Consider the following 14,626-nt stretch of genomic DNA (forward strand, 5'->3'; position numbering starts at 1 on the left):
GGTGCCGACGCGCCGATTTTTGCGACCGTGGCCGCAATGACGGGCGCAGGGCGTTGGGCCTCAGCCAGCCGGCGCGGCGGTTTGACACGTCGGGCAAAACAGTGGCATAAAGCGATAATCGTAAAATCCGAAATCGGCCGTCACCGATCCTTAGGAGCGACGATGAGCTTCGATCCCGATGACATCCAGCGCGCGCTGCGCAAGGCATGGTCGCTGTCGACGGCCAGCAAATGGACGGCGGACAATCCGGCGGCGGGGCAATGCAACGTCACTTCGCTGCTGGTCCACGGGCTCTTCGGCGGCGACCTGCTGAAGACGCCGCTGCCCGCTGGCGACCATTTCTACAATCGGATCGGCGGCAAGAGGTACGACTTCACGGCGAGCCAGTTCGATTCTCCGATCGCTTACATGGACGTTCCGACGGATCGCGCCGACGCGGAGTTGGGAGCAATCGCCGAGCAACTCGCCGAACTGAGGGCCGCTTTTGAGAGAGAACGATAGGTAGCGCAGAAGCGAACCTCATCGTGCGCGCTCAGACCGTAGGATGGGTAGAGCGAAGCGAAACCCATCATTCCGGCCCAGGGGACCTCTATCGTTGTCGTCTGGGCTCGGCCGCCGAGTCCGCAAGCGGCTTCGTACGCCGGCTGGTCATCCGAAGCCGCGGCGTGATCGTGATTGCCAGAGCAGCCCGGCCCCATCGCAGGCCGGCCTTTTTCTTTGCCGCAGTGCGATCACGATGGCATTTCGCCGGTCGTTACGCCATGCTGGTCTCCAAGCCTCGGCAAGAAGGCCCACAATCAGATCCATCAGGGCAGGAAATCATGAAGAGAAGAGACTTCATCAAGGTCACAGGACTTGGTGCGGCCGGTGCCGCCACGCTCGCGGCGCCCGCGATCGCGCAGTCGATGCCGGAAATCAAATGGCGCATGCCGACGAGCTGGCCGAAATCGCTCGATACGCTCTATGGCGGCGCCGAGATGATGTGCAAGATGGTCGCCGAGGCGACTGACAACAAATTCCAGATCCAGATCTTCGCGGCCGGCGAGATCGTGCCGGGCCTCCAGGTGCTCGACGCCGTGCAGAACGCCACCTGCGAGATCGGCCACACCGCCTCCTACTATTATTTCGGCAAGGACCCGACCTTCACCTTCGGCTCATCGGTGCCGTTCGGCCCCAACATGCGCATCAACCAGGCCTGGTACATGCAGGGCGGCGGGCGCGAGGTGCTCAACGAGTTCTACAAGAGCTACAACGTCATCTCGCTGCTCGCGGGCAACACCGGCTGCCAGATGGGCGGCTGGTTCAGGAAAGAGGTCAACACGCCCGGGGATCTCAGCGGCATGAAATTCCGCATCGGCGGCTTTGCCGGCCGCGTGCTCCAGAAGCTCGGCGTGGTGCCGCAGCAGCTCGCCGGCGGCGACATCTATCCGGCGCTGGAGAAGGGCACGATCGACGCCGCCGAATGGGTCGGCCCCTATGACGACGAGAAGCTCGGCTTCTACAAGATCGCGCCGCATTACTACTATCCCGGCTGGTGGGAAGGCGGGCCGATGCTGCTCGCTTTCGTCAATCTCGACAAATGGAACGCGCTGCCGAAATATTACCAGAGCGTGCTGGAGCAGGCGGGCCACACCGCCAACAACTACATGATGGCGCGCTACGACACCGCCAATCCGCTCGCCATGAAGAAGCTGCTCGCCAGCGGCACCAAGCTGCACGCCTTCTCGCCGGCGATCATGGACGCCTGCTACAAGGCGGCCAAGGAGCTGCATGCCGAGGTCGGCGCGACCAACGCCAACTTCAAGAAGGTGCACGACTCCCTGGCAAAATTCTCCAGCGATGGCTACGCCTGGTTCCAGGTCGCGGAGGTCGGCTACGACATCTTCATGGCGCGACGCTCGCAGAGCTGAGCGCCACTGTCTGCCGAACGCAGCGCCCCGGGGCGAAGGCTCCGGGGCGTTCGCAGCGTCCCGATCTATAGCTGCGGACCAGATAGTCCGACCTCGCGCTCAGCGCGCAGGACATTGCCATACAGATTGCTGATCCATTGTCTTCCGCTCGCGGTTACGTTCAAATAGCGGATGGCGGTTTGGATCTGCGGTGAGGCCTTGGTCCAGTAGAATTGAGGATATTTGTACACCACATCCGCAGGCGTGGCGTATCCCAGCGATTTGTTGAGTCCGATCTCCTCGAATTCGTAGAAGAGCGCATTTGATTTCTTCATGTAGTTGGGATCGCCGAGCTGACCGATCAGATCGGCGGCGCGAAGCAACAAACCTTCCTCCTCGTCCAGATCATCCCTGAGTTCGCTCGTTGGTGCGTCTGCATAGGGAACACGAGTGTACTCGATGGCCTGAGCGACGCGAGCGGCGTCGATCTGGTCGACTGCGTCAAGACGCTCCACGGCAAACAATTTTGAGCGGTCGACATGATAGGGCGCAAGCGCTGCATCGGAGGAGCCGATCGGTAACTCGACCGTTCGACCGGTACCATCGACAACGTAGGCTCCGTCCTGGTCTCCGTGGACTATTCCCCTGACGTAGCCGATGTCGTGGATCAGGCACGCCAGAATGAAGTGAGCATAATCGCTAGCCGTCGTCGGCCTCAGAAGCGAGCGCCCGATCAGAATGTCGTGCCCCACCAGCGTGACCAACAAGGTGTGCTCGACATTGTGGTAGAGTGCGTCGCTATTACCAATGCATTCCAGGGCCAGCTTTGCTGCGTAGGGGAGCAGTTCCGGCAAGCTGGCGTGAGACGAGCCGAAGCGGCCGCTTGTCTCCGAGATCAGGAACGCACCGAGCGCCTGGGACGTCAGTTCTGGAATCGTTATCATGAGCGAGCTCCCACTTTCGTCGACGAACCTTGAGTAGGCCTTCTTCAGGATCGGGAGGGAGAGGAGAACGCTGGGAGGGTGACGCCGGAGGGTGGCTGATGTTTGACCTAGATCAACAGTGGCGATGACGCCGGGCTGCCCCTGCCGGGTCGCTTGTCGCCTGACCGCGTGACCAGTCCGCCTTGCAGGCGCGAAGGGTGCAACCGTACGCTCGGGTCAAATGAACTCCGCCTGACCGCAAAGCGACGTGTTAGTCTGGGTCCATATTATCTGTGCGATTGTACGGGTGACCGGATCATGATTCCTCAAGATCGGTTTCGCGGCCTTTTTCATAAATATTTGCTCGCGCTTTTCGTGGCGGTCGCGGTCCCACTCGCCTTCAACGGCGTTATTGAAGCGTGGTTCGGCTATCGCGATCAGCGTGCGAGGCTGGACCAGTGGCTCGGCCTCCAGTCCGCGTCCGCGGCCGCCGAAATACACGATTTCATCCACGGCATCACAACGCAGCTCGGCTGGCTGGTGCAGCTTCCGTGGACCGACGAGCCTGACGAACGCCGGCGGACCGACGCGCTGCGCCTCCTTCGACAAGCGCCTGCCATTGCCAGTCTTACACTCCTCGACGCCAGCGGTCTGGAGCGTCTCTACATCTCGCGGATCGGCCTCAATCGGATTGAGAGCCGGACGGACCGATCAGCTGATCCTGCCCTGGTCGGGGCCCGGGCAACTCAGATCTGGTTCAGCGACGTCAGCTACAACCGCGGCTCCGAACCGTACCTGACGGTTGCGATTGTCGGCAGTCGGCCGGCCGTTGGCGCAGTCATAGCCGAAGTCAACCTCAAGCTGATCTGGGACGTGATCTCGGCGATCCAGGTCGGAAGGACCGGCTTCGCTTTCGTCCTGGACCGATCGGGTCGCCTTATTGCCCATCCCGACATCAGCCTCGTCCTCCGCGGTGCGGAAGAAGCAACCTCCAAGCCATTTCGGGCTGTGCGGGACGCGATCGGGTCGAAGGCGGGCTTCGCAACGAGCCAGGATGCACAAGGACAATTCGTTGCCGCCAGCGCGGCTGCCGTGCAGGGCACCGATTGGACAGTCGTGGTCGCGCAGCCACTATCCGAAGCTTACGCGCCGATCTACGCCGCCCTGTGGCGGACGGCAATGCTCCTTGCGGTCAGCACGATGCTCGCAGGCATTTTTGCCTATGCATTGGCCGACCGGATGACAGAGCCGATCAAGCTGCTCGAGGAGGGCACGGAGAGGATTGGTGCCGGGTCCTTTGACCACCGGATCCTGATCCACACCGGGGACGAGTTCCAGCGTCTTGCAAACAGTTTCAACAAGATGGCTTCCGAGCTGGCGCTGGCGCAGCAGCACCAGGAGCGCATCGCCAGGCTCAGGCGATTCCTCGCTCCCCAGGTCGCCGATCTCGTCGATCGAGCCGGCGATGACAGCGTGCTGGATGGTCGCCGCACGGAGGTTGTCGTTGTCTTCTGCGATTTGAGGGGGTTCACCGCTTTTTCAGCGGGAGCTGCGCCTGAGGACGTCATGAGCGTATTGTCGGAGTACTATGAAGACCTCGGCAGGGTCATCGCGAAATTCGAGGCAACGCTGATCAATTTCTCCGGAGACGGGCTGATGGTGCTGGTGAACGCACCTGTCCCGATCGAAGAGCCTGCATTGAGAGCCATCGATCTCGCCGTCGACATGCAGAGGACCGTGCAAGTCCTTATCGCGGGTTGGCGATCGCGCGGCTACCATGTTGGTTTCGGAATCGGCCTTGCCAGCGGGCCGGCGACCGTCGGCCGGATCGGCTACAAGGACCGGCTCGACTACACCGCCATTGGCAGCGTTGTGAATCTGGCGGCCCGACTGTGCGCATCTGCCGCAGACAAGGAAATTCTGGTCGACGCCAAAGTCGCCGCTGACGTCAGGGGTCGGCGGTCCGTCGAGGACCTCGGGTATCGCAATATCAAGGGATTTGACGAAGCGATTCCGGTCTTCGGAATATCCTTCGATGCTCCCTAGCCGGGGCCGGCCTCCGGATGCCCGGCACGATCAAGTTGAAGACTGTTCGAGCATCCGGGGCTATGCTTCGACAATCGGCTGACGGCAACGGGTTCGTAGCCATGAGATGCGCCAACTCTGGAGCGGTAACGCCGCGAAGATGCGCCAGGCGGCGGGACTTTCTGCTTTTGATGGCGGGCGCCGCGACGTGGACGGCCGACGCGTATGCGCAGAAGTCCTCCATGCCCGTCATTGGCTATCTTTGTCCGGAGTCGCCCGAGCTCTTTGCCAGTCGACTTGAGGCTTTCCGACAGGGATTGGCGGAAGCGGGCTTTGTCGAGGACCGCAATGTGAAAATCGACTTTCAGTGGGCCAACGGACAATATTCCCGATTACCTGCGTTGGCCGCCGAACTGGTCGCCCGAAATGTGAATGTCCTCGTGGCGCCCGGGGGCGCTCCCGTGGCACTTGCCGCGAAAGCTGCGAGCCCGACCAAGACAATCGTTTTTGAGATGGGCGGCGATCCCGTTCAGCTGCACGTGGTGGATAGCTTGTCGCGGCCGGGCGGGAACATCACGGGAGTTTCGAGCCTGAGTGTCGACGTGTCGCCAAAGCGGCTTGAGTTGATGCGCGACCTGTTGCCTACGGCGACCAAATTGATGATCGTCGTCAACCCGACAAGTCCGACCGCAGAATCGCAACTGCAGAAGCTTCGTGCGGCGGCGGAAACGATGCGTGTTCAACTGGAGATATTGAACGCAAGCAAGGAGGATGAATTTGAATCTGTGTTCGCTGCGGCGACCAGGGACGGGGCAAGTGGACTTGTGTTTACCTCCGACCCCTATTTTGCATTTCGCAGTTCGCGGCTCGCTGCTCTGGCAATGAAATATCGCGTGCCCGCAATCACACAGACCCGGGACTTTCCCACCGCCGGAGGTTTGATGAGCTATGGGGGAGATTTCATGCAGTCGCACCGGCGCGCGGGTATCTATGCCGGACGGGTCCTGTTGGGCGAGAAGCCTTCTGATCTTCCCGTCCAGCTCGTCACGAAGGTAGAGCTCGTTATCAACTTGAAGGCAGCCAAACTGCTCGGTCATGCGTTCTCATCCGCAATCGTTGCCGGCGCAGACGAGGTGATCGAGTAAACCACGGACGGGGGCGCATGGGCGGACAGTGCCATTCCTCCAGAGCTGCGATCCGCGGCTACGCGCCCGGATCGGCTTACACCAGCCTGACAGGGCTGGCCGACCGACCAGCCGGGCACTTTTTCGCTGGCAGGGGCGTCCGGAATGGTGGAAGAGAGCAGGGATACGGCGCGAGCCGTGCGGTGATGCCGGGATTACGATGCGCCTTCTGATCGTCGAGGACAATGCCGAGCTGTCGCGGCTCGTGGCCAGCGGGCTGGCGGCGGCCGGCTATGAGAGCGACATCGTGGGCAGCGCGGCCGAGGCGCGCGAGGCGGTCAGCAGCGTCAGCTATGCCGCGATGATCCTCGACCTCGGCCTGCCCGACGGCGACGGCCTGTCGGTGCTGCGCGAGCTGCGCCGCCAGATGGAGCCGCTGCCGGTGCTGGTGCTGACCGCGCGCGGCGGCCTGCAGGACCGCGTCAGCGGCCTGCGCAGCGGCGCCGACGATTATCTGGCAAAGCCGTTCGCGATGGAGGAGCTGGTGGCGCGGCTGGAGGCGATCCTGCGCCGGCCCGGCCAGCTGCTCGGCCGCTCGCTCAGTCTCGCCAACCTTGTTTACGACACCGAGAGCCGCCAGATCTTCGTCGACGATCAGCCGCGGATCATCTCCGCGCGCGAGACCTCGGTGCTGGAGATCCTGCTGCGCCGGCAGGGGCGGGTGGTGCCGAAGAAGAACGTCGAGGACCACATCTTCGGTCTCGAAGGCGAGGTCGCCTCCAATGCGGTCGAGGTCTACGTGTCGCGGCTGCGCAAGCAGCTTGCCGAGCACGGCGCCCGGGTCGTGATCCACACCATCCGCGGCGTCGGCTATCTCTTGGCCGAGGAGAAATAGCGTGGCCGCCGCGCCGGCCTATGGCCGATCGCCGACCTTCAAATCGCTGATCTGGCGCATCGTGTTCATGCACATCGTGGCGGTCGCGGTGGTCGCGATTTTCCTGCCGCTGGTGCTGTTCTGGCTGCTCAATTCCGAGGTCGACCAGTTGCACCGCGATGCGATGCGCGCCCAGGCCGAAGTGCTCGCCGAGCGCATCGTCGCGCAGCCGGACGGCCTCTTGACGTTCAACCTGCCGGACAGTCTGCGGGGCCTCTATTCGGAAGCCTACGGCCGCTATCTCTACGACATCCGCGATGCCGACGGCCATCTGCTGTTCTCGTCCCGCCGCAAGACCGGTGCGGCCGTGTCTGCGCCGCCGCCGTCGGAGACGATTTCCGGCGCCAGCGTCACGCGCATCATCGACGGCAAGGTGGTGCGCATCCGCGTCGCGGAGGACCTCGCGCACCGCGACGTCATCATCGACGACATCATCTCGAACTTCTTCCGGCGGGTGGGCTGGATCACCATTCCGGTGCTGCTGATCCTGCTCGGCATCGACATCGTCATCTTCCGCCGCGCCATCGCGCCGCTGTGGAAGGCGTCGGAGGAGGCCAGCAATATCGGCCCGGCGCGCACCCATATCCGCCTGCCGACGGAGCAAATCCCGCGCGAGATCCTGCCGCTCGTCACCGCCGTCAACCAGGCGCTCGACCGCCTCGAGGACGGCTTTCGGGTGCAGCGGCAGTTCACCGCCGACGCCGCGCATCAATTGCGCACACCGCTGACGATCCTGCGGACGCGGATCGAGACACTTGGTGATGGTGCCGCACGGCAGGCGCTGCATGACGACATCGAGGGCATGAGCCGGATCGTCGCCCAGCTCCTGGAGATCGCCGAGCTCGATACATTGGTGCTCGATCCCGGCGAGACCGCTGACTTACGCGCCGTCTGTGCCGAGGTGGTGGGCGCGATCGCGCCGCTTGCGATCGCCCAGCACAAGGACATCGCGCTCAAGGGCGCCGACGCGCCGGTGCTGATCCACGGCAATGCCGAGATGCTCCAGCGCGCGATCTTCAACCTCGCCGAAAACGCCATCAAGTTCACGGCGAAGGACACCGCCGTGGACGTCGAGGTCGGCGACGACGGCTCGGTGCGCGTGCGCGATTGCGGCCCGGGCGTTGCCGATGGCGAGCGTGAGCTGATCTTCCAGCGCTTCTGGCGTAGGGATCGCCAGCGCAGCGACGGCGCGGGCCTCGGCCTTTCGATCGTGCGCGGCGTCGCCGACGATCACGACGCCACGGTTGCGGTGGACAATCTTCCCGGCGGGGGTGCCGAGTTCACGCTGCGGTTCAGGCTGGCGGAGGAGGGTGCCTCCGCCCTCGGCCGGAGCTGACAGCTATTTCAGCTTGCCGGTCGACAGGTCCATGATCATGCGCGTGGTCAGGTAAAGACGCGGCACGATGCTGTCGATCTTCACATATTCGGCATCATTGGAGTGCGCGCCGAAGCCCGACAGGCCCATGCCTTCGACCACGGCGCCCTTGGTCTTGAGCGCGGCAAAGGCCGCATCCGTGCCGCCGCCGGTTGCCTTCTCGTCGACCTTCAGCGGGAATCCGATCTCCTCATAGATGGTCTTGCCGTGGGCCGCCACGCGGCGCGAGGCGTCGTTGGCCTCGAGCGGCGGACGGCGCACCTCGAATTTCAGCTCGACCTTGGAATCCGGCAGCAGGTGATTCTTGATCTTCTCGTGGAGCGCCTTCTCCAGCTCGTCGAAATCCGACACCTTCAGCGCGCGTGCATCGGCTTGCGCGGTGGCTTCGGCAGGGATGACGTTGCGGTTGGTGCCGGCCTTGGAAACGGTCCAGTTCAGCTTCAGGCCCTGCTCGGGTTTGGACAGGTCCTTCATCTGCAGCACCTGGTGCGAGAGCTCGTACAGCGCGTTGATGCCGCCCTCGGGCCTTGCGCCCGCATGCGAGGATCGGCCGGTCACCGTGAGATAGGCCGAGCCGATGCCGCTGGTGGCGAGCCGCAGCGTGCCGTCGGTGCCCCCGCCCTCGAACGAGAACACCACGTCCTGATCGGAAGCGAATTTGGTGATGGTGCCGCGCCAGCCGGGCGAGGAGATCTCCTCGTCGCCATTGGTGAGCACCGTGAGCGTGCCGTAGTCCTTGAAATTCAGCTTCTGCAGCATCGCCACGGTGTGGAGAATGAGCGCGACGCCCTGCTTGTCGTCGGCAATGCCGAGGCCGAAGGCCTTGTCGCCGTCGACGCGGAACGGCTGGTCCTTCAGCATGCCCCTCAGGTACACCGTGTCCATGTGGGCGATCAGCATGATCTTCCTGGTACCGGTCCCCTTGAAGACGGCGTGCACGGCCGGGCCGATCTTTTCGGGCGTGTCGTCGAGGCGATAGATGTCGGTCGGCTGCAGGATCTCCACCGTGCCGCCGAGCTGCTTGAGCTGGTCGGCGACGCGTCCTGCGATCACGTTCAGGCCCTCGATGTCCCTGCTGCCGGTTTCGATGTTGACGAGATCGCGCAGCGTGTCGAGCAGCGGCTGCTGCTCCTTCTGCGCCAGCGCATGAACATCGGCCACCGGCTCGGCGTACGCGACAGTCACTGCGGAGGCCAGCCAGAGCGAAGCAAACAAGGAAACGATGAACGATGGAGCAGGGTGCGATCGGAGCATAGGCGGCTGTCCATGAGTTGGAGGATAGCCCGGTATGCCCGTGTTTCCCGCACGTGTCACGCGCGTCATGCTCCGCCAGGGGCGGAGCATGACGACGAAGGCCCGACCGCTACTTCTGCGGCGGGCCGAGATCCAGCGGGGGCAGGTCGATCTGCGGAACCTCGATCTTGACCTTGTCGAGATCGACGTTGAGCGGCTTGTCGAGGAGGCCCGTCACCACGACCGGGAAGGCGATCACGATCAGCACCATGATCATCTGCAGGCCGATCCAGGGCATTGCGCCCCAATAGATGTCGGAGCTCTTCACTTCCTTCGGCGCGACGCCGCGCAGGTAGAACAGGGCAAAGCCGAACGGCGGATGTAGGAACGAGGTCTGCATGTTCACGCACAGCATGACGCCGAACCAGATCAGCGCCGGCCCGTCGCCGACGACGGGGCCGAGAATCTTCTGCGCGATCGGCGCGATCATCGGCAGGATGATGAAGGCGATCTCGAAGAAGTCGAGGAAGAACGCCAGGAAGAAGATGAAGAGGTTGATGAAGATCAGGAAGCCCCAGACGCCGCCGGGCAGCGAGGTCAGCAGATGCTCGAGCCAGACGCCGCCGGAGACGCCGAGGAACACCACCGAGAAGCAGGTCGAGCCGATCAGGATGAAAGTGACCATGCAGGTGAGGCGCATGGTGGATTCGTAGCCCTGCTTGATGAGGTCGCGCAGGTCCGGGATGCGTGCGGCCGAGAAGCAGATCCAGGCCACCGCGAGATAAGTCACGGCAAAGGCGAGCTTGAAGATCAAATTCTCGGTGAACAGCATCGCGACGATGGTGCCGATGCCGGCGGCGATGATGCCGACGACGAGGATCTTGCGATCGGTCGAGGAAAAGTCCTTGTGGTGGATCGCGGCGAGCACGATGGCGCCGACCGCGCCCATGGCGCCGGCTTCCGTCGGGGTCGCAAGGCCCATCATCATGGTGCCGAGCACGACGAAGATCAGCACGGCCGAGGGGATGATGCCCATCAGGCACTTCTTCCACAGCGCCCAGCCGGTCAGCGTGCGCGCTTCCAGCGGCACCGGCGGCACGTGGCTCGGCTTGATCAGGCCGAGGACGAAGGTGTAGCCGGCGAACAGCATGATCTGGAACACCGAGGGGCCCCAGGCGCCGAGATACATGTCGCCGACCGACTTGCCGAGCTGGTCGGCGAGCACGATCAGAACCAGCGAGGGCGGCACCAGCTGCGTGATGGTGCCGGAGGCCGCCAGCACGCCGGTGATGTAGCGCATGTTGTAGCCGTAGCGGATCATCACCGGCATCGAGATCAGCGCCATGGCGATGACCTGCGCCGCCACCGTGCCGGTGATGGCGCCGAGGATGAAGCCGACGATGATGACGGAATAGCCGAGGCCGCCGCGGACCGGGCCGAACAGCTGGCCCATCGAATCCAGCATGTCCTCGGCGAGGCCACATCTTTCCAATATGGCGCCCATGAAGGTGAAGAACGGGATCGCGAGCAAGAGCTCGTTGGAGAGCACGCTGCCGAACACGCGGCCCGGAATCGCCTGGAGGAAGTTGAGGTCGAAGAACCCGAGATGGATGGCGAGGAAGCCGAAGGAGAGACCGACCGCGGCAAGCGTGAACGCCACGGGGAAGCCGATCAGCATCGCCAGAACCAGGCCGCCGAACATCAACGGCGGCATCATCTCCAGCGTAATCATTGGGTCGGCCTCTCGTACTTGGCGTCGATCGTCACATAGCCCTGGAGAGCCGCGATACGCTTGATGACTTCGGAAACACCCTGCAGCGCCAGCATCACGAAGCCGGCGGGAATCACGAACTTGATCGGCCAGCGGATCAGGCCGCCGGCATTGCCCGACATCTCGCCGACGTCATAGGCCTGCATGAAGAAAGGCCAGGACAGATAGGCGAGCAGGAGGCAGGAGGGGATCAGGAAGAACAGCGTGCCGACCATGTCGAGCCAGAGCTGGCCGCGCTCGGAGAGGGTCAGATAGAAAATCTCGACACGCACATGCTCGTTGCGCTTGAAGGTGTAGGACGAGCCGAACATCACCAGGATGGCAAACATATACCATTGCAGCTCCAGCCAGCCGTTCGACGAGTAGCTGAACGCGTAGCGGATCATGGCGTTGGCCGCGCTCACCAGACAGGCCAGGAGCACGAGCAGGTTACAGACGTACCCAATCTTTTCATTGAGGGCGTCGATGGCGTTGCTCACCGCCAGCAATGGACGCATCTTACTTTTTCTCCGTCGCGGCCTAACACTTCACGGGAGGCTTCAGCACGCATCGCTGGGCCTGCGTGCAAAAAGCACGCGACCGCACGGATGATTTTCCGAAAGCGATTGCGGCGTCAGTCCTCCCCTCGTGCCTTGCCGTCTTGACCGCGACCGCCAACGGGCGGGCCGGCTTATTGTTGCCGGGCAAGCAAAGGCGGTCGCACCAAACCAGCGGCTTCAGGCGCCGTCAATCGGAAAATGGACAAATTGACGCGCGCTCAAAAGCTTAACGCGGTGGAGGCTGAGTCCTAGCCGCCGGTGACGCTCATGTGCCGGGAGACGCTGGGGCGGTCGTGGCGGCGGTCGATGATGAAATCGTGGCCCTTGGGCTTCAGCCCGATGGCGCGGTCGATCGCATCCGCAAGCAGCATGTCGTCGTCCGATGCACGCAGAGGTTTGCGCAGGTCGGAGGCGTCCTCGTGGCCGAGGCAGGTGTGCAGCGTGCCGGTGCAGGTGATGCGGACCCGGTTGCAGGATTCGCAGAAGTTATGCGTCATCGGCGTGATGAAGCCGAGCTTGCCGCCGGTCTCGGCGACGCTGACATAGCGCGCCGGGCCGCCGGTGCTTTCGGCGAGGTCGGTCAGCGTGAATTGCTGGGCGAGGCGGGCGCGCACCAGCGACAGCGGCAGATACTGGTCGATGCGGCCCGAGCCGATCTCGCCCATCGGCATGACCTCGATGAGCGTCAGGCCCATGCCCTTGCCGTGGGCCCAGCGCATCAGCTCGGGCAGCTCGTCCTCGTTGAGGTTCTTCAGCGCCACCGCGTTGATCTTCACGGCGAGGCCCGCGGCGCGCGCGGCCTCGATGCCCTCCATCACCTTGTCGATCTCGCCCCAGCGGGTGATCTCGCGGAATTTCTTGGGATCGAGCGTGTCGAGCGAGACGTTGATGCGACGGACGCCGCAATCGGCCAGCTCCTGCGCATGTTTCGCAAGCTGGGTGCCGTTGGTGGTCAGCGTCAGCTCGTTCAGGGCGCCGGTCTTAAGGTGCCGCGACAGCGAGCGGACCAGCGTCATCACGTTGCGGCGGACAAGCGGCTCGCCGCCGGTGAGCCGCAGCTTCCTCACGCCCTTGGCGATAAAGGCCGAGCACAGCCGGTCGAGCTCCTCGAGCGTCAGCAAATCGGCCTTGGGCAGGAACGTCATGTCTTCCGACATGCAGTAGAAGCAGCGCAGGTCGCAGCGGTCGGTGACGGATACGCGCAGGTAAGAGATGGTCCGCCCGAACGGATCGGTCATTGCGCTCGACAGCGCAGCGCGGGGGCTAGCGGAAGGTCCGTTCATACCAATGCCTTGTCACTTACGGCGACGGGCGGCACCTTTGCTTCAGCGGTGCCTTGGAAGCAATCTAAGCATCGGACGCGGCTAGGACAATCGGGTGGTATACGTAGATCACCGTCTGGATCACGGCCCGGATCAGCGCTTGCCCGCGCCCGGATCGGGGAACGGCGAGGCCGCGACCGGCGTGGCCTCGGCCGGTTCTACGGCGGGCGCGGCTGCGGCCGGCTTGGCCCTCGGCCGGTGCGGCTTCTTCTTCACCGGCTTGGGCGGCACCGCGGGCTGAAGCTCCGCGAACACCGGATTCGGATCCGTCGTGACCGAAGCGGACGTAGTGAAATCGCCGGGATTCTTGATCACGTTCACCGGTACGCTGGCCGGCTGGTATTTCGGCAGCGCGAAGGCGACCGTGAACGGCGCGTCGGGCGCGGGAACCGAGACGGAGCAGGGGGTCTTGCAGCCCGGGCCGAGCGAGGTGCTCGCGTCGGCGCCCGGCGGATTGGACTCAAGCCGGACCTGGACGGTCGGCGGGGCCGATTTGAACATGTCCCAAGACATCGAGGAGCAGCCGCCAAGGCTCGCTCCCGCTAACGCAATCGCGATGACACGACGCATGACCATCCACTTCTAGTGCGACGAACCGCCACATACCCCGGCCGGACCTTAGGTGCGTCGCTTTGGGCAAGCAACCGGCGGGCCGCGCATAGTTAATAGATGGTTAATGCAGGGTTCCGCGGAATAGCCGAACGATATCAGCGGATTGCAGACGCTAAGCCGTCATCAGGCTGTGCGCGGCGGCCGGCAGGTCGCGCATGTGATGGATCAGGCGGTCTGGCTTCAGGTCGGCGATCGGCACGTCCGTATAGCCGAAGCTGACCCCGATCACGGGCACCCCGGCCCGCCGCGCGACGCCGACATCGGTTCCGGCGTCGCCGACCATGATGCTGGACTTCACCGCTCCGCCGGCGCGGGCCACGGTCTCGCGGAAAATGGTCGGATCCGGCTTCTGGACCCCAAAGGTGTCGGCGCCGCAGATCGCCGCAAAGCGGCGGGTCAGGTCGAGCTGGTCCAGCAGCCGCTTGGACAGCCATTCCAGCTTGTTGGTGCAGACCGCGAGGCGGTGGCCCTGGGCGGCAAACTGGTCGAGTGCGGCTTCGAGCCCCTCGAAGGGGCGGGATTCGACCGCGATGTGGTCGGCGTAGTAGTCGATGAAATCCGCGGTCATGCGGTCCATATCCGCGGGCGTGACGCTGCGGCCCTCGGCCTCCAGCCCCCGTTCGATCAGCTTGCGGGCCCCGGCACCGATCATGTTGCGGGCCGAGGCCATCGGCACGGGCGGCAGCCCTTCGCGGTCGAGCACGTAATTCAGCGCGGTGATCAGGTCGGGCGCCGTATCCACAAGCGTGCCGTCGAGATCGAAGACGAGGGTGTAGGGGGAGCTCATGGTCCAAGCGCTATCGGGCCGGCCGGATCGGCGCAAGGGCCGACGCCATAAGTTCACCTTATAAGATCGGCCCAGAGGCCTGTTCCGGCGGG

General features: G+C 63.7%; 13 protein-coding genes. 6 read left to right on the plus strand and 7 right to left on the minus strand.

Going from position 1 to position 14,626, the window contains the following annotated elements; translation table 11 throughout:
* The first annotated feature begins 162 nt into the window (after nt 1–162).
* Together WN72_RS19550 and WN72_RS19555 are read left to right on the plus strand one after the other, a co-directional pair.
* Nucleotides 163–501: a YunG family protein gene (locus tag WN72_RS19550; RefSeq protein WP_092216403.1), complete on the plus strand. Its 339-nt coding sequence runs from the start codon at nt 163–165 to the stop codon at nt 499–501.
* Nucleotides 502–821: 320 nt separating this feature from the next.
* Complete coding sequence (locus WN72_RS19555) at nt 822–1,910, plus strand: TRAP transporter substrate-binding protein (RefSeq protein WP_027557210.1); 1,089 nt, start codon at nt 822–824, stop codon at nt 1,908–1,910.
* Between the two features lie 65 nt (nt 1,911–1,975).
* Here WN72_RS19555 and WN72_RS19560 read toward each other — a convergent pair whose 3' ends face one another.
* Nucleotides 1,976–2,833 carry a hypothetical protein gene (locus WN72_RS19560; RefSeq protein ID WP_027557211.1) on the minus strand — a complete coding sequence of 286 codons (858 nt, stop codon included), beginning with the start codon at nt 2,831–2,833 and terminating at the stop codon, nt 1,976–1,978.
* A gap of 297 nt (nt 2,834–3,130) precedes the next feature.
* Here WN72_RS19560 and WN72_RS19565 point away from each other — a divergent pair, with 297 nt between their 5' ends.
* From WN72_RS19565 to WN72_RS19580, 4 genes are all read left to right on the plus strand, one after another.
* Nucleotides 3,131–4,858 carry a cache domain-containing protein gene (locus WN72_RS19565; protein WP_092216405.1) on the plus strand — a complete coding sequence of 576 codons (1,728 nt, stop codon included), beginning with the start codon at nt 3,131–3,133 and terminating at the stop codon, nt 4,856–4,858.
* 170 nt (nt 4,859–5,028) lie between these two features.
* On the plus strand, nt 5,029–5,982 hold the full coding sequence (locus WN72_RS19570) for an ABC transporter substrate-binding protein (protein ID WP_092216406.1): 954 nt from the start codon (nt 5,029–5,031) through the stop codon (nt 5,980–5,982).
* 199 nt (nt 5,983–6,181) lie between these two features.
* The gene (locus WN72_RS19575; protein ID WP_027557214.1) at nt 6,182–6,856 is read left to right on the plus strand and encodes a response regulator; all 675 of its coding nucleotides are present in this window, start codon (nt 6,182–6,184) and stop codon (nt 6,854–6,856) included.
* A gap of 67 nt (nt 6,857–6,923) precedes the next feature.
* The gene (locus WN72_RS19580) at nt 6,924–8,231 is read left to right on the plus strand and encodes a sensor histidine kinase (protein ID WP_416207786.1); all 1,308 of its coding nucleotides are present in this window, start codon (nt 6,924–6,926) and stop codon (nt 8,229–8,231) included.
* Between the two features lie 3 nt (nt 8,232–8,234).
* Here WN72_RS19580 and WN72_RS19585 read toward each other — a convergent pair whose 3' ends face one another.
* From WN72_RS19585 to WN72_RS19610, 6 genes are all read right to left on the minus strand, one after another.
* A complete protein-coding gene (locus WN72_RS19585; protein WP_167380843.1) occupies nt 8,235–9,524 on the minus strand; it encodes a M20/M25/M40 family metallo-hydrolase in 1,290 nt (429 codons plus the stop codon).
* A 109-nt stretch (nt 9,525–9,633) separates the two neighbouring features.
* Complete coding sequence (locus WN72_RS19590; RefSeq protein ID WP_027557217.1) at nt 9,634–11,235, minus strand: TRAP transporter large permease; 1,602 nt, start codon at nt 11,233–11,235, stop codon at nt 9,634–9,636.
* A complete protein-coding gene (locus WN72_RS19595; RefSeq protein ID WP_027557218.1) occupies nt 11,232–11,771 on the minus strand; it encodes a TRAP transporter small permease subunit in 540 nt (179 codons plus the stop codon). Before WN72_RS19595 ends, WN72_RS19590 begins: the two co-directional genes overlap by 4 nt.
* 290 nt (nt 11,772–12,061) lie before the next feature.
* Nucleotides 12,062–13,096, minus strand: coding sequence for a GTP 3',8-cyclase MoaA (gene moaA / locus WN72_RS19600; protein WP_027557219.1), 1,035 nt, complete (start codon nt 13,094–13,096; stop codon nt 12,062–12,064).
* Between the two features lie 132 nt (nt 13,097–13,228).
* The gene (locus WN72_RS19605; RefSeq protein ID WP_092216519.1) at nt 13,229–13,705 is read right to left on the minus strand and encodes a hypothetical protein; all 477 of its coding nucleotides are present in this window, start codon (nt 13,703–13,705) and stop codon (nt 13,229–13,231) included.
* A gap of 154 nt (nt 13,706–13,859) precedes the next feature.
* A complete protein-coding gene (locus WN72_RS19610; protein WP_035729892.1) occupies nt 13,860–14,534 on the minus strand; it encodes an HAD-IA family hydrolase in 675 nt (224 codons plus the stop codon).
* Nucleotides 14,535–14,626: the final 92 nt, after the last annotated feature.

Origin of the sequence: Bradyrhizobium arachidis (assembly GCF_015291705.1) — a bacterium.
Classification (GTDB): Bacteria; Pseudomonadota; Alphaproteobacteria; order Rhizobiales; family Xanthobacteraceae; genus Bradyrhizobium; species Bradyrhizobium arachidis.

What these genes read in the sequence shown, in the direction of transcription:
- WN72_RS19555 (WP_027557210.1), top strand. Translation starts at nt 822, where the DNA reads ATGAAGAGAAGAGACTTCATCAAGGTCACAGGACTTGGTGCGGCCGGT.
- WN72_RS19560 (WP_027557211.1), bottom strand. Translation starts at nt 2,833, where the DNA reads ATGATAACGATTCCAGAACTGACGTCCCAGGCGCTCGGTGCGTTCCTG.
- WN72_RS19595 (WP_027557218.1), bottom strand. Translation starts at nt 11,771, where the DNA reads ATGCGTCCATTGCTGGCGGTGAGCAACGCCATCGACGCCCTCAATGAA.
- WN72_RS19580 (WP_416207786.1), top strand. Translation starts at nt 6,924, where the DNA reads ATGCACATCGTGGCGGTCGCGGTGGTCGCGATTTTCCTGCCGCTGGTG.
- WN72_RS19585 (WP_167380843.1), bottom strand. Translation starts at nt 9,524, where the DNA reads ATGCTCCGATCGCACCCTGCTCCATCGTTCATCGTTTCCTTGTTTGCT.
- WN72_RS19550 (WP_092216403.1), top strand. Translation starts at nt 163, where the DNA reads ATGAGCTTCGATCCCGATGACATCCAGCGCGCGCTGCGCAAGGCATGG.
- WN72_RS19610 (WP_035729892.1), bottom strand. Translation starts at nt 14,534, where the DNA reads ATGAGCTCCCCCTACACCCTCGTCTTCGATCTCGACGGCACGCTTGTG.
- WN72_RS19575 (WP_027557214.1), top strand. Translation starts at nt 6,182, where the DNA reads ATGCGCCTTCTGATCGTCGAGGACAATGCCGAGCTGTCGCGGCTCGTG.
- moaA (WP_027557219.1), bottom strand. Translation starts at nt 13,096, where the DNA reads ATGAACGGACCTTCCGCTAGCCCCCGCGCTGCGCTGTCGAGCGCAATG.
- WN72_RS19605 (WP_092216519.1), bottom strand. Translation starts at nt 13,705, where the DNA reads ATGCGTCGTGTCATCGCGATTGCGTTAGCGGGAGCGAGCCTTGGCGGC.
- WN72_RS19590 (WP_027557217.1), bottom strand. Translation starts at nt 11,235, where the DNA reads ATGATTACGCTGGAGATGATGCCGCCGTTGATGTTCGGCGGCCTGGTT.
- WN72_RS19570 (WP_092216406.1), top strand. Translation starts at nt 5,029, where the DNA reads ATGGCGGGCGCCGCGACGTGGACGGCCGACGCGTATGCGCAGAAGTCC.
- WN72_RS19565 (WP_092216405.1), top strand. Translation starts at nt 3,131, where the DNA reads ATGATTCCTCAAGATCGGTTTCGCGGCCTTTTTCATAAATATTTGCTC.